At 63.9% G+C, this 18,299-nt stretch carries 15 protein-coding genes and 1 tRNA gene; 9 read left to right on the top strand and 7 right to left on the bottom strand.

What is annotated here, in order from left to right; all coding sequences use genetic code 11:
* Positions 1-37: 37 nt before the first annotated feature.
* The 4 genes from F561_RS0116720 to F561_RS0116705 all read left to right on the top strand — a co-directional run bounded on the left by F561_RS0116720 (position 38) and on the right by F561_RS0116705 (position 2,485).
* The gene (locus tag F561_RS0116720; protein ID WP_019011115.1) at positions 38-862 is read left to right on the top strand and encodes a transglutaminase family protein; all 825 of its coding nucleotides are present in this window, start codon (positions 38-40) and stop codon (positions 860-862) included.
* Between the two features lie 546 nt (positions 863-1,408).
* Complete coding sequence (locus F561_RS0116715; RefSeq protein ID WP_019011114.1) at positions 1,409-1,840, top strand: hypothetical protein; 432 nt, start codon at positions 1,409-1,411, stop codon at positions 1,838-1,840.
* A gap of 127 nt (positions 1,841-1,967) precedes the next feature.
* The gene (locus F561_RS0116710) at positions 1,968-2,171 is read left to right on the top strand and encodes a hypothetical protein (protein ID WP_019011113.1); all 204 of its coding nucleotides are present in this window, start codon (positions 1,968-1,970) and stop codon (positions 2,169-2,171) included.
* Positions 2,172-2,400: 229 nt separating this feature from the next.
* Positions 2,401-2,485 (top strand) — tRNA-Leu (locus F561_RS0116705).
* 136 nt (positions 2,486-2,621) lie between these two features.
* Here F561_RS0116705 and F561_RS0116700 read toward each other — a convergent pair.
* A complete protein-coding gene (locus F561_RS0116700) occupies positions 2,622-3,767 on the bottom strand; it encodes a glycosyltransferase family 4 protein (RefSeq protein WP_019011112.1) in 1,146 nt (381 codons plus the stop codon).
* Between the two features lie 72 nt (positions 3,768-3,839).
* Between F561_RS0116700 and hisA the strand changes: the two genes are divergently transcribed.
* Positions 3,840-4,604, top strand: coding sequence for a 1-(5-phosphoribosyl)-5-[(5-phosphoribosylamino)methylideneamino]imidazole-4-carboxamide isomerase (gene hisA, locus F561_RS0116695; RefSeq protein ID WP_019011111.1), 765 nt, complete (start codon positions 3,840-3,842; stop codon positions 4,602-4,604).
* Positions 4,605-4,723: 119 nt separating this feature from the next.
* Here the strand turns inward: hisA and F561_RS0116690 are convergent, their stop codons facing one another.
* A complete protein-coding gene (locus F561_RS0116690; RefSeq protein ID WP_019011110.1) occupies positions 4,724-5,851 on the bottom strand; it encodes a hypothetical protein in 1,128 nt (375 codons plus the stop codon).
* 272 nt (positions 5,852-6,123) lie between these two features.
* Between F561_RS0116690 and F561_RS0116685 the strand changes: the two genes are divergently transcribed.
* A complete protein-coding gene (locus F561_RS0116685; RefSeq protein WP_019011109.1) occupies positions 6,124-7,296 on the top strand; it encodes a GGDEF domain-containing protein in 1,173 nt (390 codons plus the stop codon).
* A 32-nt stretch (positions 7,297-7,328) separates the two neighbouring features.
* Here F561_RS0116685 and F561_RS0116680 read toward each other — a convergent pair whose 3' ends face one another.
* Entirely contained in the window at positions 7,329-7,607 is a 279-nt protein-coding gene (locus F561_RS0116680) for a DUF427 domain-containing protein (RefSeq protein WP_026299003.1), read from the bottom strand.
* 95 nt (positions 7,608-7,702) lie between these two features.
* On the opposite strand from F561_RS0116680, the gene F561_RS0116675 reads away from it, so the two are divergent.
* From F561_RS0116675 to F561_RS0116665, 3 genes are all read left to right on the top strand, one after another.
* The gene (locus F561_RS0116675; RefSeq protein WP_019011107.1) at positions 7,703-10,780 is read left to right on the top strand and encodes an alpha-amylase family glycosyl hydrolase; all 3,078 of its coding nucleotides are present in this window, start codon (positions 7,703-7,705) and stop codon (positions 10,778-10,780) included.
* A gap of 179 nt (positions 10,781-10,959) precedes the next feature.
* The gene (locus tag F561_RS0116670) at positions 10,960-11,598 is read left to right on the top strand and encodes a DUF47 domain-containing protein (protein WP_026299002.1); all 639 of its coding nucleotides are present in this window, start codon (positions 10,960-10,962) and stop codon (positions 11,596-11,598) included.
* Positions 11,599-11,617: 19 nt separating this feature from the next.
* Positions 11,618-12,616: an inorganic phosphate transporter gene (locus F561_RS0116665; RefSeq protein ID WP_019011105.1), complete on the top strand. Its 999-nt coding sequence runs from the start codon at positions 11,618-11,620 to the stop codon at positions 12,614-12,616.
* A gap of 335 nt (positions 12,617-12,951) precedes the next feature.
* Here F561_RS0116665 and F561_RS0116660 read toward each other — a convergent pair whose 3' ends face one another.
* The 4 genes from F561_RS0116660 to F561_RS27300 all read right to left on the bottom strand — a co-directional run bounded on the left by F561_RS0116660 (position 12,952) and on the right by F561_RS27300 (position 18,299).
* Complete coding sequence (locus tag F561_RS0116660) at positions 12,952-13,851, bottom strand: ABC transporter substrate-binding protein (RefSeq protein WP_019011104.1); 900 nt, start codon at positions 13,849-13,851, stop codon at positions 12,952-12,954.
* Positions 13,848-14,702, bottom strand: coding sequence for a type III pantothenate kinase (locus tag F561_RS0116655; protein WP_019011103.1), 855 nt, complete (start codon positions 14,700-14,702; stop codon positions 13,848-13,850). The genes F561_RS0116660 and F561_RS0116655 overlap by 4 nt, the downstream gene beginning before the upstream one ends.
* Positions 14,703-15,231: 529 nt before the next feature.
* A complete protein-coding gene (locus F561_RS0116650) occupies positions 15,232-15,933 on the bottom strand; it encodes a hypothetical protein (RefSeq protein WP_019011102.1) in 702 nt (233 codons plus the stop codon).
* A gap of 80 nt (positions 15,934-16,013) precedes the next feature.
* Positions 16,014-18,299: a hypothetical protein gene (locus F561_RS27300; protein WP_026299000.1), complete on the bottom strand. Its 2,286-nt coding sequence runs from the start codon at positions 18,297-18,299 to the stop codon at positions 16,014-16,016.

The raw sequence follows: 18,299 nt of genomic DNA, 5'->3' as shown, positions 1-18,299 counted from the left end.
CCGGCAGTTGGTGCGGAATGAGGATGAGGCCAGAACCATGCGCTGCGAGATAAGGCATACCACCGAATACCACTACCCCGAACCCGCCTGGGATTCGTTCAATCAGGTGCGCCTGCACCCGGCCCGCGAGGTGCGCCAGAGCGTGCGCTCCTTTCACCTTCAGGTGGAACCCGACGCCGAAATCACGTCTCACAAAGACTATTTCGGGGCCATCGTGCACCATGTGCATGTTCACGAACCCCACCGCTACCTCAAAATAGAGGCGCAGGCCATCGTCGACACGCACGCCGTCACCATGCCCGCGCCCTCTCCTTTCAGCGTGCTGCGCAGTGCAAGGGCCAGAAACACCGAATTTTTGGTCGCCAGCCCCCGTGTGCCCAGCGGAGATTGGCCCGAAGTGTTCGGTGTGGCCCGTCCCAACCCCACCGACGACCTGCCCAGCTTCCTGATGGATCTCACCACCCGTCTGAACCGCCAGTTTTCCTACGACACCAAGGCCACCGCCGTGAATACTCCGCTGGCCGAATTTGCCCAGCACGGGCGCGGCGTATGTCAGGACTTCACGCACGCCATGTTGGGCATTACGCGGCAGCTCGGCATTCCGTCGCGCTATGTCAGTGGCTACCTGTACAGCGGCGGCGACATGCTGGGCGCAGAAGCCACCCACGCCTGGGCCGAGTGCCTGATTCCCGAATACGGCTGGCTGGGCTACGACCCCACTAACAACTGCTTGGCAGGCGAAAAGCACATCAAGATCGGACATGGGCGCGAATACGGCGACGTGTCTCCCGTGCGCGGCACCTACTTTGGCGGCGGGCGCGGCAAGCTGGATGTAGAGGTGAGGGTGTACGGCGAGCAGTAATCTACCGCTCTCAGGCAAAAAATGACTTTCTCCGTTCAAATCAGATCATTTTTTGGCTCAGCCCTCACAACAGTGTTGTTGAGTTCCTGTGGAGTGCCCCAGAACTTCACTCTATTCAGAACCTCTACTCCAGAGCTGGGCAGATTCTCACTTGTAGGCAGAAACGTTTTCGATGGCGGTATGTCAGAAATAAGAGTGAGTGAGCAATCCTTGATTATTAGATGTCAAAACAGCAGGAAGATCATTCTTGATAAAATAGTATCTGCGATGCCTGATAATATAGATTAGCAGCGAATCAAAGATGATTCCACCAAATACATCACCGTCTATCCCAACTCTATCCGGGCCAAGCTCGCCAATCTGACCGTAGACATTGATACAAGCAAGCTACCGAAATGCCACTGGTGGACACTGTTTTGAGGCCAACCAAACCCAAAGGGAGCGTGCCCGCCGTGACGCTCCCTTTGGATTACCCTCAAAGCGAGCGGCCCTCTGGTATGTCATAGGTGCGTGATTAGGGCACCTAGACTCTGGAAACTTCAAACCTTGGAAACCAACATCAATTCCTCTGATAAATTCTATAAATCAATGAAGGATTTAGGATTGCATGCTTTTGCATTTCTTTCTGTAGCCTCTCTTTTCTTCTTAACTTTTCTTTTCTCTGGCAACAAAAGTAAAGATACAACCCTCACCCAATTGAATCACCCGAGCTTGGGAAGTATTGAGATCATCGGGAAGGATTCCGAGATTGGGATCGGTGCAAGCTCAGGAGACGGCAGACAGTATGTAATAATCGAATGTTCAGACTATAAAAAGACCCTGTACGATAATGAGGTAATTGTTTTAGGTGACTATATATACTGGAACAATATTAAGAATGACCTAGCCAAATATATTACAGCCCATCCGAAATTCATTGAAATTAAGTTCACTCGTTTAACACTAAAGATTGATACAATCCGCTTGAGCAAATGTTAGAAACGAGTTTGTTTTAAAACACATCAAATCCAAAGGGAGCGTGCCCGCCGTGACGCTCCCTTTAGCTTGCCCTTAACTTGATTCCACTCCCAGCAACTTTCCCGCTCGCTTTCCCGTACTCGGTGGTATGAAAACTTCCCGCTCTGGCAGCAGCCTGAAAAAAATCGCCGTATTCGCCCCTATCGTGCTGGAAATTATCAGCATGGTTCGGCGTAGCAAAACCGGGCAGCGCAGCAAGTACAGCAAGGCCCGCAAACGTGACCGGACCCTGGATTTTTTGCTGACGCAAGCACGAAAGCGTTTTGGCGCAACGCCCACACGTCGCCGCTGATCTCAGAGGCTCTCCGGCAAAGAGACGCACCGGGTAGACTCCATTGACGATTTTACCCGGCTTTTTGTCGTGCCAGTGGGCCAAACTGCCGACAGGCCGCCCCTACCAGCGCATAGGCCATCTGGCCTCCCAACTAGATTCTCTGGCCTTGCCTGTTGACAGTTGGGGAAGTCGCGGCTAAAGTAAACAAGCCCTGAAACGCGCCCTGCGCGGGCGCAACCAAGATGATGCCGAGGTGGCGGAATTGGTAGACGCACTAGTTTCAGGGACTAGCGCTTCACGGCGTGTGGGTTCAAGTCCCATCCTCGGCACCACAGTACGGCCCCCAGCAGCGATGCGGGGGCCGTTTTGCTGTGTACATGGGCGGGAACAGAAATCAGAGGCATGGTTTGTTGTTGGCCCTTAGACCCTAGCCCCTTAGACGCCCTTCCTACATCCCCACCACCCTTCTCAGCGCCGCTTCTTGGCAATAGCCCGCAGATACACCTGTTCCAGCGCCTCTGCGCGTGCCCGCAGGTCGTATTGCTTGGCGCTGTGGCGTGCGCCTGCCTGCAAGCTGGGCAAGTTGGCCGGGTACAGCACTTCCAGCAGTCCGGCAGCCAGGGCGTCGGCGGTCGGCTCGCGCACAGTGCCGTTGATGCCCTCCACAACCAGATCAAGGGCAGCGGGGCTGCGGGCGGCCACCAGGGGCGTCCCGGCGGCCAGCGCCTCAATCATGCTCATGGGCAACACTTCAGAGGTGCTGGCGGTGATAAAGGCGTCGGCGGCGGCCAGAGCCTGCGGCACCTGCGTGTAGGGCACTGGCCCAGTAAAGGTCACAGCGTCGGAGGCCAGCGCCTGCGCTTCCTCGCGGCTGGAACCGTCTCCGACCACCAACAACCGCAGATCGGGACGGCTGGCACGGGCCTGCTCGAAGGCGCGGAGCATCACGCCCAGATTCTTTTCGGGGGCGAGTCGGCCCAGATACATCGCCAGTGGCGCGTCCTGCGGAATGTGGTACTGGGCCCGGAAGGTCAGTCCCTCGGCCTGCTGAAAGGCAGCGAGGTCAACGGGGTTGGGAAAGAGCTGGATATCGCCCGTGAAACCGTATTCCCGCAGCATCTCCAACATGGCGCGGCCCGGTGCCAGTACCGCATCCACCCGGCGGGCAAAGGCGGCCACGTGCGGGCGCAAAATGGCGCGGCCCACCCGCCTGGGCATGGGCGTGTAGTGCAGGTACTGTTCATATTGCGTGTGGGCCGTGAACACCACCGGAGCGCCCGAGAGCCGCGCCCAATTGAGGGCCAGCCGTCCGGCCAGAAAGGGATGCATGGTGTGCAGCACATCCAGATCCCGCAGCGGCAGGCGGGAAGTGAGCAGCGGCCCCGGAGCCAGCATCACCGGATAATCGGCAGGAGCGCCCATCGCCCGCGCCCCGGCAAAGGAGGAATTCAGGCGGTACACGCCCCGCTCGTGCGGCGGCATCAGGGGGTGACGCGGCGCGAAGACGCTGACTTCGTGTCCCCGCTGGCGCAGGCCCTGGGCAAACAGCGCCGTACTGGTGGCAACCCCATTGCGTGAGGGCTGATAGGTGGCAGTCACAATCCCGATTCGCACGTCAGGGGGCAGTGTAGCCCGGTTTGGGGAGGGCGTCAGCAGGGGGCAGAGTTTCGGCGCGGCAGAGTCGGTATGCTGGCCCGCATGACCGCGCCCGTTTCTGGCCCCAACCCCACGCCCCGCCTGATCCCCCTGATCATTCCGTGCGTCGATATTCAGTCGGGCCGCGCTGTGCGGCTGTACGAGGGCGACCCTGACCGCGAAACCGTGTATTTCGAGTCTCCGCTGGATGCGGCGCGGCACTGGGTGACGTTGGGAGCAGGACTGGTACATCTGGTGGATCTGGACGCTGCCACGGGCCGGGGCGAAAACCGCGCCGTGATTGCCCAGATCACGCAGGAATTGGGCGTGCCTGTAGAGGTCGGCGGCGGCATTCGTGACCGTGCCAGTGCCGAAGCCCTGATCAAAATAGGTGTGGAGCGTGTGGTGATCGGTACGGCTGCCGTCAAGAATCCCGAACTGGTCGCCGAACTGATCGCCGCCCACGGCCCTGAACGGGTGGTGGTCAGCTTGGATGCACGCGGGCTGGAAGTGGCCACCCACGGCTGGGCACAGGGCAGCGGCCTGAATGTGGCCGACCTGACCCCCCAGTTGGCCGATGCGGGCCTGGAGACCCTGATCTTTACCGACGTGACCCGCGACGGCACGCTGCGCGGCCTGGACCGCGACCTGATGCGGCAGGTGCGCGGCCTGTGGATCAATACCCTGATCGTGGGCGGCGGCGTGGCAAATCTGGATGATGTGCGCCTGTTGCAGGAGGAAGGCATTCACGGAGCCATCGTGGGCCGCGCCATCTACGAAGGGACGCTGCCCTACCCGGTGCCCGCGCTGGACTGATAGGGGTGTGGACCGTGGAAAGGTGGCAGGAACAGAATCCAGACCTGCGCTGAGCCTCTGCCCTTCTGCACGATCCACAGTCTCCTCACGCCTTTCCTACGCCCCACAAGTCCTGCTCTCTAGTTGCGGGGCGGAACCACTGTCACCGGGCCTGCCCACGGATCTTGGACGGCTGAGGTGGTACTCCAGACATTCATCACAGGCGAATGGGGCAGCGGCGCGTCCAGCACGGTGGCGACGTTGGCAGCCAGCCCCCGCGACCAGGCCATCATTGCCGTCAGAAGGCCGTATATCAGGCCGCTGAACACCAGCAGCACCGCCATCCACACAAAAAGCGCCTTCAGATTGTCTGGAGTCAGGCCCAGGCCAGAGAGGCCCGACAGACTGGGATCGTCGGCGATCAGCGTGCTGAACAGGGCAGGCAGCGCCAGCAGGGGCACCGCGCCGAGAAGCAGGCTGACCGTGCCCAGGATCAAGACGATCAGTACGAACAGCAGCCAGCCTTCTACGGGGCGTGAAACAGGCGTGACTGGAGCCGTACCGCCCTGAGCGCGGGCCACCACGGCGTCCAGCCAGCGGCGAATCGCGGCCAGAATGAGCCAGGTCAGGATGATGCCGGGCAGACTCTGAATCACGGTAGACAGGAGGGCAAAGGCCGTCAGGAACGGTTCTGATTCGGTGTTCCCGGAGGTTGCCGGGTCAAGGCGGCCCAGCAGCGCCAGGGGCAGGGGAAACCACAGCAGGGCAAACCCGGTCCAGATCAGCGGTGTCCATTGTCCCAACGTGATCCAGGGGCGCACCGTGCGGGCCGCCTTGATCAGGGCTTCTGCATGGTCGGCAGAGGGATTCAGCGTCTGGTCGCGCACGGCTCCGATGGTCGCGCGGGCACGTAACGTGGCCCAGATCTGAAGGGCAGTGCCTGCCAGACTCAGGGCCACCACCACAGGCAGCATCCAGCCCGGAATCAGGTCGGTCAGGGTCTGGCCTGCGGGCAGATTCAGCTCTGTCTGCATTTCGGGTAAGGCCAGAAGCCGCTGGAAGGCCTGCCAACCCACATTCGCCAGCCACGCCGCCACCAGCAGTCCCAACCCCGACAGGACGGCCAGCAGGCCCAGCGCGGTCATCAGGTGGGAAGCCCGCCGCTCCAGGCCTGCACGAGCTTCCCGCAGCAGTTGATCAGGACTGGGTTGACCAGGGTCGTTGGGCGCGTCTGGGAAGCCTGGTGGCGTGGGCGCAGGAGCAGTCATAGCTGCATGGTGACACGCCTCCTCCATACCTTTACGCAGCGCGGCGCGGCACCCTGTCAGGGTCGGGTCAGAGGAGGGGTGATCTGCTGCCAGTATGAGGGTTGCGGTTGTTTCTCTATTCGTTTCTGGACAGGTCGGTGGCAAGTCGGCCTGCAGGCAGGACAATCCCACACGGGCGCGTTGGATGGCCCGCCACAGACAGGCTCCTGTCGCTCGGCTGCACCTGAGACCGTCATCCCAGTGGCCCGACCAGTTGCTTGACAGGACGCGGCATGCCCAGTAGGTCAGACCACGTTGTTCCCGGTCCCGACAGCGTCACCACAGCCAAAGGCGGCAGCGTGTTTCGTCTGGGTCATGATCGCCGCGCCACGTACTGCCTGACCCTACCTCTGGCAGCAGTGGGAGCGCTCGCCTCGTTGGCGCTCCACCTGGGCAGCAGCAATGCCTTCGATCAGATCGGGCTGCCCGCGCTGGTGGTGCTGATTCTGGGGCTGTGGGTGCTGGCCTGTACGCGCCGCGCCTCGGTCCGGTTCATAGACGGCGTGTTGTTGGTGGGAGCGTGGGTGTTCCTGCTGGGACGCATCGGCTTTACGCTGTTTGCGCCAGATGTGGTGGGCCGCACCGAACTGATGGCCGCCACCGCTCCCTGGCTTCCCATCCTGCTGATGGCCCATTCCTGGGGACTGGGTGAGCGGCGTGCCCTGCGCCTCAGCCTGACTGCTCTGGGGGCCACCAGCCTCCTGCTGCTGGTCTACGCTCTGGGGAATCAGGGGGCGCAGGGGCCTATGCCCGACGCCGGAACACTGAATACCTTGACGCAGATGCTGTTGGCAGGGGGCGTGACCGTGCTGGGCCAACGGGCAGTGCTGCGCCACATGCGTGACCAGACCAACGGAGGCCGCACCTGGCTCGCCACCCGTGGAGCCGACCAGGATCCACTGACGGGGCTGCCCAACCGGGTCGCCTTCGAGAAATTGCTGATTGGCCTGACCGCCCGCCGTCCATCCGGGTTGGCCGTGGCCGTGCTGAGCCTCGATCACCTGGAGCGCATGGAGCAGGAGCGCGGTGAGGCGTTTACCGAGCGCCTGACCGCGCACGTCGCCCGAACGCTGAGCGCGACAGTGCGGGATCAGGATGTGGTGGGCCGCCTGAGCCAAACCGAGTTCGCCCTGCTGCTGCGCGTGCCTGACGACCGCGCTGCCCGGGCCGCCTGCGAGCGACTACGCGTGCGGGTCGCCTCATTACCGCTGGGCGGGGTGTTGCCCACCATCAGTGTGGGCGTCACGGTCTGGGCACAGCATCTCAGCAGCCAGGACATGTTGGAAGACGCCGCCCGTGCCCTGCGACAGGCCCAGGACGATGGACACAACCGGGTTCAACTGGCTGGGCAGCTCAGGACCCTGCCCACCGATCTGGACGACTTGGAGGAAGCAGCAGCCGTCTGATCAGGACACTGCACCACACTCAACACCTGCTCTCAGCCCACCTGCACACCCTTCCAGAAGGCGACCCGTCCGGCAATCTGCTTGGCAGCGTCTTTGGGGGCAGGGTAGTACCACGCAGCATCTTTGTTGGTCTGGCCGCCCACGCTGAGGCTGTAATAGCTGGCCTCTCCCTTCCAGGGGCAGGTGGAATGGGTGGGGCTGGCCTGCAAGACTTCGGCCCGAACGCTTTCAAGAGGAAAGTAATGATTGCCTTCTACAACCACGGTGTTGTCAGATTCAGCAATCACTTCACCATTCCAGACAGCCTTAATAGAACTTGACATGATTTAGATTAAGCCACCCGTAAGGCCAAAGACCGTCAGGGAATTGACAGGTTCCCCTGCGGCGTTGTTCATTGAATACACACATGGCAAAAATTCCGTCTGTTGGACGCTTCGGCGTGCTGTCGGCCATCACCCTGTCTCTGGCCCTCTCCTCGTGCGACCTGATCAAGCCGCCCGCGCCCGTGGACGCCCGCGACTGGCGCGACGAGGTGATCTACTTCGCCATGACCGACCGCTTTGCAAATGGAAGCGCATCCAACGACCTCGGCCCGGCCCGCAATGCCGGAGACACCGCTGACAAGACCAATCCGTTGGGCTGGCACGGCGGCGATTTTGCCGGACTGATGAGCAAGATCAACGAGGGCTACTTCAACAAGATGGGCTTCACGGCGCTGTGGATCACGCCCGTGGTGTTGCAGGTTCCGGCCATTCCGGTGGGCGACGGCCCGAATGTGGGCAAGCCGTTTGCGGGCTATCACGGTTACTGGGCCGAGGATTTTTTCAAGACAGACCCGCATTTCGGAACGCTGGACGAATACAAATCGCTGGTGACCGCCGCCCATGCCAAGGGTCTGAAGGTGATTCAGGATGTGGTGGTCAACCACGCGGGCTACGGCTCCAAACTGGTCACCGATCACCCCAACTGGTTTAACACCGACGCCGACTGCGCCGCTGCAAGGCCCGAAGATCAGGTCACGGTGTGCGCCCTGGCTGGCCTGCCCGACTTCAAGCAGAGCGTGCCGGAAGTGACCCAATACCTGAACAACTTCGTGACCTTCTGGCGCGATCAGTCGGGCATAGACGGCCTGCGGATCGACACCATGAAGCATGTGCCGGACGCGTACTGGAAGCAGTTTTTTGCAGCGGGCGGCGCGGGTGACCCGGCCAAACTGTGGTCCGTCGGAGAAGTCTTCGACGGCAACCCGGCGTATCTGGCCCACTTTATGGACGATCTCGGCTCGCCCAGCGTGTTTGACTTTGCGCTGTACTACGCCATCAAAGACCAGCTCAGCAGCGCGGGCGGCGACCTGGGGCGTGTGGCCGACGTGTTTGCACAGGACGGCGCGTACAAGGACGCTTCCCGCCTGACCACCTTCGTGGACAACCACGATGTTCGCCGCTTCGTGAGCGAAGTGACCGAGCGGGGCGGCACGGGCGCTCAGGCTGCCGAGCGTCTGGATACGGCGCTGAGCCTGATCTTTACCTCTCGCGGCACGCCCAGCGTGTATCAGGGCAGCGAAATCGCGCAGCCGGGGCAGGGCGACCCCTACAACTATGTGCTGGGACAGGGCAACCGCGAGGATATGAATTTTGGGGCGCTGGCAGGCAGCCCGCTGGATGAACGTCTGGCGGCGCTGGCTTCGGCCCGCAGCAAATACCGTGTGCTGACCAGAGGCGCACAGCAGGAACTGTGGCGACCCAACGGCGGCGCACCCATCCTGTCTTATCGCCGGGTAGCCACCGACGGCAAGGGTGGGCAGCCGGTAGTCGTGGTGATCAACAACGGGGATACGGCGGTGGATCTGGCGACCCTCAGCGGGGGCGGAATTCCGCTGCTGGGCACCTTCGGCACCTCGGCCCTGACCGAGATCACGGGCCGCGCCAACCCCCTCAGCGTGTCGGACGGCAAGTTGATTGGTACCCTGCCGCCCCGCACCACGCTGGCCCTGAGTGCCCCGGCGGGAGGCGGCTCGGCGGGCAACATCAATCCGGCCCTACCGGAGTTGGGCGGCCTGAATGCCCGCGCAGGCGACGGCGCAGTCGAACTGACCTGGACCCCCAGCACGCAGGCCGCCGTCACGGGCTACCGCGTGTACGTGAAAACGGCGGGCGGCACAGAGCGGCTGCTGAACTTTGCCCCGCTGCCCAGCACACAGGCCCGCTACCTTGCAACCGGGGTTCGCAACGGAGAGGCCGCCACCTTCCGGGTCGTGACCGTGGATGTCAACGGCGCAGAAAGCCGGGGCACCAGCATCAGCGCCACGCCCAGCGCCAGCAACACCGTCAAGGTCACGTTTACCGTGGACGCCCGCACGCAGGGCAACGGCCCCATCGAACTGCGGCGCTTTGATACGGGCGCTCAGATCGAATACCCCATGACCCAGACCAGCCGGGGCCAGTGGAAAACCGACATCGACCTGCCCCTGTTCCGCGAGATCAAATTCAAGTTCGGCAACGACGGCGCGGGCGCAAAAAACAGCGGCTACGAGGGACCGGGCCAGGGAGACCGCGTGTATGTCACGGGCAGCACCACCACGCCCGCCAATACCTACAGCGGCACCTACGACTTTATCGACAAACCCGTGCCCGCCATCATCGAAGGCAAAGTGACGGGCGCAGGCACAGCCCTTGCGGGCGCACTGGTCGAGGCCACCACCGCCGACCCCAACCTGAATTACGCCCTCACCTTCCCGGACGGCAGCTACTCGCTGTTTGCGCCCGCTGGCCCGCAGACGCTGAAGGCCACGGCGGGCGGCTATCTGGAAGCCACGCGCACGGCCACCGCACCCCAGACCGGGGCCGACCTTGATCTGGCCCGTGATGACCGCACCAAATACGCCATCGACGGCGACCTCAGCGACTGGACGGCTCCCGCTGTCAAGCTGGACAGCCCTGCCGAGGGTGTGTTCGGCGCAGACAACAACTGGCTGAGCTTGCAGGCCGACAGCGACGCGCAATACCTCTATCTGGCCTATACCTACCGCGTGGCGGGCAACAGCGGCATTCTGTATCTGGATTACCAGACGGGCGGCGCGGCACAGGCCGACAACTTCGACGCCTGGAAGCGGGCGGCCACCTTTGGCGGCGGTGTAAACGGCGTGGATGCATTTGTGGCCCGCTACGAGAACCAGAGCGCCCAACTGCGCCGCGTGACCAGCGATACCACTGCGCCCGAGGTGAATACCGCCGATTACAAATACGCGGCGAGCGGCACCCTGCCCGCCCAGACGGTTGAACTGGCGATTCCGTGGGCCTCGCTGGGCCTGACCGGGAAGCCTGCCGGGGGCGTGGGCATCATGGGCGGCGTGTTCGGCGGCGACGGCTATGGCGCGGGCGACATCGCGCCGGATGCGGGCAGCACGCCGTCCGGCGCAAATACCATCGGCAGCGATGCCCAGCAGCGTCGGGCCACCTTCACGCAGCCGCTGAAGCTGCCCTGAGTCCTCGTACACATTTTGATTTGACACCCTGATTTGCTGGGGAGAGGCATCAAATCTGGCCTCTCCCCCCTTCTTGTCTGCATGACCTGACACAGCCCTGACATACTCTCTGAGAATCAAGCGGAGTTGTCAGGCTTTTGTCTGCTGCTCCAGCAGCGTCACGTCCCCGGAGGAACATCATGGTTTTGTCTAAATTTATGCCCCGTAATCCGCAGTTCAGCGCCAAGTTTGCCGAGGCGGCCCGCAATGCCCACGCCACGGCCAAAGCGCTCGTAGACCTGCTGGAGAACTACACCGATGTAGAGAACAAGGTACAGAAGGTACGCGACCTGGAACATGAAGGCGACCGGATCACGCGGGAAGTGACCAGCCTGTTGGCCGAAAGCTTTATCGTGCCGTTTGACCGCGAAGACATCATCGACCTGAACAATGAACTGGACGATCTGGTGGACGATATGGAAGACGCCGCCCGCAAACTGAGCCTGTACGGCATAGAAAAGCCGCTGCCACAGATGGCGCAACTGGCCCGTGTGGTCGAGCAGCAGTGTGCGCTGCTGGCACAGGGCATGCCCATGATCGAAGACAAGGCCCGCGTGAGCGAACTCGCGGCGCTAGCAAACCAGATCCGGCAACTGGAAGATCAGGGCGACACCATCAGCGATGAAGTGCAGCGCACCCTGTATCTGGGCGTGACCGACGTACCGGGCATGATCCGGGCCATGCGGGGCGGCGAAATCGCCAACCTGCTGGAAGACGCCAGCGATCAAGCTCAGCGGGTCGCCAAAACGGTCGAAAGCATCCTGCTGAAGAACGCATAACGGACGGGTTTCTACCATCATGGAACCTGCTCTTCTCAGCCTGATTGCCATCATTGCGCTGGCTCTGGCCTTCGATTTCATCAACGGTTTTCACGATACCGCCAACGCGATTGCCACCAGCGTCGCCACCAAAGTCCTGACCCCCGGACAGGCCATCGCCATGGCCGCCGTCATGAACGTGGTGGGCGCACTCACGGGCACTGCCGTCGCCAAAACAGTCAGCAAAGACATCGTGTCGCAGGACATTGCCACGCTGGAACTGACCGCCGCCGCCCTGATCAGCGCGATCATCTGGAACCTGTTCACGTGGTGGAAGGGACTTCCCAGCAGTTCCAGCCACGCCCTGATTTTCAGTCTGGTGGGCGCAGGCGTGGCGGCGGGCGGTTGGGGAGCCATCATTCCCAAAGGCGTCAACAAAACCCTGACGGGCCTGCTGACCAGCCCGGTGCTGGGCTTCCTCGTGCCCATCTTGCTGATGTTCCTGCTGTCGTGGCTGGTGCTGCGCTGGATGCGGCCCCGCACCGTCACGCGCACCTTCCGCTGGGCACAGATCGGGTCGGCGGCATTCATGGCCTTCAGTCACGGCGGCAACGACGCCCAGAAAACGATGGGCATTATGACTTTTGCGCTCAGTGCCTACTTCGGCACGCAGTTCGACACCGTACCGCTGTGGGTCATCCTGAGTGCCGCCGCTGCGATGGGCCTCGGCACCAGCGTGGGCGGCTGGCGCATCATCAAAACGATGGGTTTCAAGGTCGTCGATCTGAAACCCGTGGACGGCTTCGTGGCCGAAACCAGCGCCGCTCTGATCATCGAAACGGCCAGCCGACTGGGGATTCCGGTCAGTACCACGCACACCATCAGCACCAGCATCATGGGCGTGGGCACCACCAAGGGATTCAGGAAAGTGAAGTGGCAGGTGGCCGGAAAAATCGTGACTGCCTGGGTGCTGACCGTGCCCACCTGCATCGCGCTGGGCTGGGCCGTACACAAAATCATGCTGCTGATCAGCGGCTGAAGTTCAGCAAGACTCAGAGGCCCGGACGCGAGAAAGACTGTGTCCGGGCCTTTTTTGTGGTGTCTCGGGGCTGTGCGGCCTTGGGGCTGGCGCTGGACTGGAACTGCTCAGGAGCGGCTTCTTTTTGCACCATACGTTGAGAAAGTTGAAAAAACGGCGTCCCACGAAAGGGAAACGCCGCTTTGGTCTGATAGGGACTCCGCTTAATTCCGCCACAATCGGGAAAGCACCGCTTGCGGCTCCATATCGCGTAGCCCCTATCTTTTCCTACTCGTTCCGCTCGGATCAAACACCAAAAAGCACGGTGTTTAATCGGAATCCCTATGATGAGCGATTTAGCCCACGCGCACGCTTTCGCCCGCGTTTTCCTGCCCGCGCAGCAGGTCGGCCAGGACCGCCGCGCCGCGCACCACGCCGAGGCTGGGGCGGCTGAACTGGGCGTTGGCGTCCACGGCCCACAGTTGCCCTTCGCGCACCGCCCGCAGATCGGTTCGGGTCAGCAGCGTGCGGGCAAAGTCGGCATTGTCGCTCAGGCCGTAGCCGCAGCACATCACCACGATGATGTCGGGGTCAAGGGCGGCGATCTGGGGCCAGGTGGCGCGGCCAGAGTCGGTGCCTGCCGCGCCCAGCACGTTCACGCCGCCTGCTCGCTCCACCTGTTCGGGCACCCAATGACCGCCATAAAAAGGCGGCTCGACCCATTCCAGCGTCAGCACACGCGGGCCGTGCGGCGCGGGAACGATGTTCTGCCAGTCGTGTAGAGCATCGGCGGCCAGTTGCTCTCCCCTGTCCCCCACTCCGGCAGCTACCGCCAACGCCCGCAAATCGTCCAGAATGCCCGCCACGCTGCGGCCTTCCAGACTCAGGACGTGGGCGGCGGGCAGGCAACCGGGCAGGTAGCGCACGGCGGCGTCGATGGTTCCGGGCGTGACCGCGCAGACCTCACACACGCCCTGCGTGACCACCAGATCAGGATTCAGCCTGTCCAGCAGCGGGCCATCGACCTGATACAGCGCTCGCCCCTCGCGCACCGCCTCGCTGACGGCGCGGTCTATCTCGGCCTGCGGCGCATCCGGGGATACGATGGAGCGCGTGAGAATCGGCAACCCCGCCGCGCCGGAATGGTCGCAGGAATGGCTGACGCCCACCACATTCGCACCCAAACCCAGATCAAACAGCAGATCGGTGGCGCTGGGCAACAGGCTGACGATCTGGAGGCCAGTAGCCTCACTCATGCCCGCACTCCGACGCGGCTGGCCCACAGTTCCACCAGACCGCGCAGGGTCAGGGTTTCGTCGTAATGGTCGATTTCGCGGCAGATGCCCTCGATGGTGCGGGCAAAACCGCCCGTGGCAATCGCCACCGCAGGCGCGGGCAACTCGGAGCGAATTCGGCGCAGCAGGCCGTCCACCATCTCGGCGTACCCGAACACCAGCCCGGATTGCAGCGCGTGGATGGTGTTTTTGCCGATGGCGCTCATGGGCGCTTCGAGGGTAATCCGGGGCAATTTGGCGGCGCGGGAAAACAGGGCGTCGGCGCTGACCTGCGCTCCGGTTGCCAGCACCCCGCCGATAAAACGCCGCCCTCGCCCGATCACGTCGAAGTTGGTACTCGTGCCGAAATCCACGACCACCGCGTATTCGTGCGTTCCCAGATACTTTTCTGCGCCGAACAGGTTACAGAGCCGGTCTGCGCCCACGGCGTCGGGAATATCGAGTTCTACGCGCACATCCGGCAGGGCGGCAGCCGAGACCTCGAAGGCCGTGACCCCAAAATGCCGCCGCAGCGCCAGCGCGTAATTCTGGCCCACGGGCGGCGCAACGCTGCTCAGAACCGCCGCACGCGGCCCTGCCACGCCCGCACCCCCCAACCCCGCCAGATCGAACAGGCCGCGAAGTTGCAGCGCCAGATCATCGGGCAGCACGTCACGGTTGGTGCGAACCCGCCAGGTATGCGTGAGATTCAGGCCCGCGTCGGCCAAGCCCAGCACGGTGCTGGTGTTGCCGATATCCACGACCAGCAAGGGAAAAGCTGAAGCCGGGGCAGATTCGGGGGGCAAGAAGGCGGAGGCTGACACGCCGTGCATTGTACGGATTTGGGGGGGGAAATGGTCAGAGATCAGCGCTGTCTAAGGGTCAGGAACTCAGGGTCTAAGAAAGTGGAAGGGCAAGGGCAAAAAGCAGCCGATACGGACTCTCTTTCATCTCAGATGAACACGACAAGATCACCCCTGCCAAGCGCACCCCTGACCCCTCTGGGAACGGGCAGCAAAGGTGAACCCCCCCGTTGCTGTGCAACGCCCCCCCTTAGAGGGGAGGACAAGAGCGTTGGTGCTCCCCTCTAAGGGGGCGGGCTGCAAAGCAGACTGGGGGGTTCGCCCACCCCAAACCGTTCCCGCCCCATCCGTGTGAGGCCGTCGTGCGTGCAACGCGCGGGCCACTTCCAGCTCAGAATGAAGGGGCAATTCCGCTTCAGATGAGCGAGAAAGCCAGGTCTGAACGCGACAAGATCACTCCTGCCCAGTGCAACGACCACTCCCCTGACCCCTTTGGGGGCGGGGGCGGGGGGGTGGGGGAATCCAACGTGGGAGAAGACCAACAACTAAACTCCAGTCCTCAGCTAAAGCTCCCCAAGTCCAGCGGCACGCTATAGGCGCAGTTGCTGTCGGCTTCCGTCCTCAGCAACAATTCCACCTTGTCGCTTGCGCCCACGCCCGCCTTCAACGGCTCAAAGTAATAGACCAGGGTGCCCTGCCAGGTGCCCGCATCCTGCTTGAAATCGTTGACGAAGGTGGCCCGCACAGGCGCGATCATCTTGCCGTCGGCAGCTTTCAGGCGCACGTTGTAGGCCTGCCGCGCCTTCTCGCTGGGCAGACCCTTCACACCGATGTCTACGCGCAGTTGGCCGTCGGGCATGCGCTTGCTGGCAAGGTCGGCGGCCAGGGCGTCGGCGGCGGTCAGGTTGCCGAAGCTGTCGCGGGCGGCCTGAGCCTGAAAATACAGTTGGTCGGCCTGCCCGATCACGGTGATGCTCTGGGGGCGGCTGCCTGCGGCAAAATCGCTGGGGGCGGCCAGCCAGTCGGCCACACATTTTTCACCGCCCGCAAAGGCATTCACCGTTCCGGCCACAAATTTGCCGTCCTTCACGGTGAGGTCGAGGGCCTGAAAGGTGGGCACGGGGTCACGGCGTCCATACGCGCCGTCTATGACGTTCTTGGCGGTGACTTCCTCCAACTTGGGCACCCATGCGAAGGCCGGGGCCGAGATCAGGGCGGCGAGGGTCAGGGCAATCGACGTTTTGAGGATGAAGTTAGGCATGGTTGTTCTCCATTGAACAGGGACAGGGTGACGGCCAACTGATGCTGTGGCACGGCTGCTGGTGGGCAGAACTGATGGGATCAGGGGACTTTGAGATAGACCACGCGGCACGCCTGCCCCGCCGAACGGAATTGGGCGGCGGTGGCCGCGTCCAGCACGGCGTCAGTCAGAACGGCAGACCGGGGCGCGAGGCGGTTGGGCTGCACCCGGCTGGCCGTCAGGCGCGTGATGTTGGGAAAGCTGCCCAGCGCCCCCTCGGAGGTCACGTAGGTATGCAGGTTGCCTTCCTGCACCAGTTGGCTGCTGACGCCCCTGACCAGTGCTGCATCGGGCCAGATTTGCGTGCCGCCCGCGTCGTACACGAAGCTGGTCATGTCGCGCTGGAATTTGGGGAAGGCGCGAACGTCCAGCACCACGGTGCAGTTGAGGGGCCGGGTTTCCGTGCCGCCCGCCGCGCCTGCCCTGCCGCCTGCGCGGGCCACTTCCGCGCCGCCGTCTGCCGTGCCTGTGCCCGAGGCGGCTGCGCCCGCTCCTGCACCGTTGCCGGGACGGGCCGCGCCTGCTTCCTCTCCTGTACCTGCCGTGCCCGCGCCTGTGCCGCCGCCAGTGCCAGCAGCGCCACCTGTGCCCGGACGGGACGCCGCCGCCGCATCGCTGCCCCCACTTCCGGGCGCGGGCGTGCGACCTGCGGTGGGGGCCGCCGCTTCTGCCGCGCTGCCCGTGGAAGCCGTGCCGGACGCGGGCCGCGTGCTGGGTGCAGCGTCGGGCGTGCCGGATGGAGCAGGAGCCGCCGCGCCGGATGTTCGGGCTGTGGGGGCGGCGGTTTCTGGGGTCGCTGCACCGCTTCCAGAACCGTTCCCCGGCGTGCGGGCCGAGGTCTGAGGCGCTGGCGCTTCTGCCGCCGCTGGAGCAGCATCGGCAGGGCGCACGCCTGCTCCACGGGCTGCCGAATCTGGAGCGGCTGAGCCTGAGGTCGCTTGAGCTGCGGCCCGTGCGGGTGCGCTGCTGGCCGGAGCCGCCGCTTCTGCTGCTGCCGGAGTCCGGGCGGCGGATGTGGCTGGCGCACTGGCTGGAGCAGAAGCCGCTGGCGTGCGCGTCGTCGGTGCGTCGGTTGCTTCTGTGGCAGACGGAGCCGGACGGGTGGTAGGCGTCCGGGCCGTTGCCGCAGCGCTCTGCTCTGCCGCTGCCGCAGGAGCGACAGTTCCAGCGCGTCCAGCCTCGGCCTGTGGGGTCACGGGAACGGGCGTGCCCCGCGTGCCTGCCGAGGTTTCCGGGGCGCTGGCCTGCGGAGCCGCCGAGGAGAGTGGCCGCGCTGGAATGCGGGCCACTGCATCCGCTGGGCCGCCGTCATCCTGCGTGCTGCTGGCTGCGCTGGAGCTGCGGGCCGGAGCCGCCTCACCCGGGTCGGGCGAATCGCTGCGGGCAGTGGCAGTGCTTGGGGCGCTGGTTTCAGGCGTGTTTACTGAACTGTCTTCCCGCCGGGGCAGGGCCGAGACCGTTTCAGGTTCCGCACTGGTAGGAGGCGCAGCGCTGGTAGGCTGGGCCGGAAGTTCCGGCGCGGCGGCTTCCGGCTGGGCCTCGGGTTGGGTCCGGGCGGCTTCGGGGGCAGGTTCCGGTGTCTGGGGCGTGGGGGTGGCGCTGGCCTCCTCCAGCACGGGCTGGGCCACCTCCGGCGAGGTGGGAAGCGGGTTGGGCAATGCGGCCACAGGTTCGCTTGCTGCGGGGGCCTGCGCTGCCGGGGCCACGTCTGGAGCGGCTGGAGACTGTGTTGCTAGGGTCTGGGCTGCGGGTGCTTGGGTTGCTGAAGGCTGTGTTGATGAAGACGGGGTGGCAGGCGCTGGGGCAGCAGGTGCGGCGGTTCTTCCAGTTTGCGGGGCAGTCTGTCCGGCTGGGGCAGAGGCAGCGGGCGCGGGTGCAGGGGCGGGCGCGACGGGCGTAGGCGTGGGCCGAGCCACCGGGGGCCGTGGGGTCTGAACAGCTGGAGCCTGAGCCGCTGGAGGGCGTGCTGCTGGGGTCTGTGCTGTTGGAGTTTGGGCAGCCTGTGCCTGCGCCCGCGCTGCATTTCGTTGCGCCTGCTGTCGCTGCTGCTGTGCCTGTTGCTGGGCCTGCCGTTGCGGAGGCGTCAGCGTGGCGGTGGGCGTAGACGGCAGGACGTCCGGGGAAGGCGCGAGGGTCAGCACTTCCATCGGGGCGCGGGTGGGGTCGGGGGCGGTGCGGGTGCTGGGGGTGGGCGCAGCGGGGCGCAGGGCCAACAATCCGGCCAGCAGCGCCACATGTAGGGCCACCGTGGCCGCCACCGCACGCACCCGCTCGCGCTGTTCGGGGCTGGCAGGCGGGCGGGGCGGCACACCGGGCAGGGCAGTCAC

Origin of the sequence: Deinococcus aquatilis DSM 23025 (assembly GCF_000378445.1) — a bacterium.
GTDB classification, from domain to species: Bacteria; Deinococcota; Deinococci; order Deinococcales; family Deinococcaceae; genus Deinococcus; species Deinococcus aquatilis.
The sequence above is the reverse complement of the archived record's forward strand: the minus strand, read 5'-3'. Positions and strand labels throughout refer to the sequence as shown.

Coding starts and splice junctions, on each gene's coding strand:
- F561_RS0116685 (WP_019011109.1), top strand. CDS start 6,124: ATGCCCAGTAGGTCAGACCACGTTGTTCCCGGTCCCGACAGCGTCACC.
- F561_RS0116660 (WP_019011104.1), bottom strand. CDS start 13,851: ATGAGTGAGGCTACTGGCCTCCAGATCGTCAGCCTGTTGCCCAGCGCC.
- F561_RS0116675 (WP_019011107.1), top strand. CDS start 7,703: ATGGCAAAAATTCCGTCTGTTGGACGCTTCGGCGTGCTGTCGGCCATC.
- F561_RS0116720 (WP_019011115.1), top strand. CDS start 38: ATGCGCTGCGAGATAAGGCATACCACCGAATACCACTACCCCGAACCC.
- F561_RS0116710 (WP_019011113.1), top strand. CDS start 1,968: ATGAAAACTTCCCGCTCTGGCAGCAGCCTGAAAAAAATCGCCGTATTC.
- hisA (WP_019011111.1), top strand. CDS start 3,840: ATGCTGGCCCGCATGACCGCGCCCGTTTCTGGCCCCAACCCCACGCCC.
- F561_RS0116690 (WP_019011110.1), bottom strand. CDS start 5,851: ATGACTGCTCCTGCGCCCACGCCACCAGGCTTCCCAGACGCGCCCAAC.
- F561_RS0116665 (WP_019011105.1), top strand. CDS start 11,618: ATGGAACCTGCTCTTCTCAGCCTGATTGCCATCATTGCGCTGGCTCTG.
- F561_RS0116650 (WP_019011102.1), bottom strand. CDS start 15,933: ATGCCTAACTTCATCCTCAAAACGTCGATTGCCCTGACCCTCGCCGCC.
- F561_RS0116670 (WP_026299002.1), top strand. CDS start 10,960: ATGGTTTTGTCTAAATTTATGCCCCGTAATCCGCAGTTCAGCGCCAAG.
- F561_RS0116655 (WP_019011103.1), bottom strand. CDS start 14,702: ATGCACGGCGTGTCAGCCTCCGCCTTCTTGCCCCCCGAATCTGCCCCG.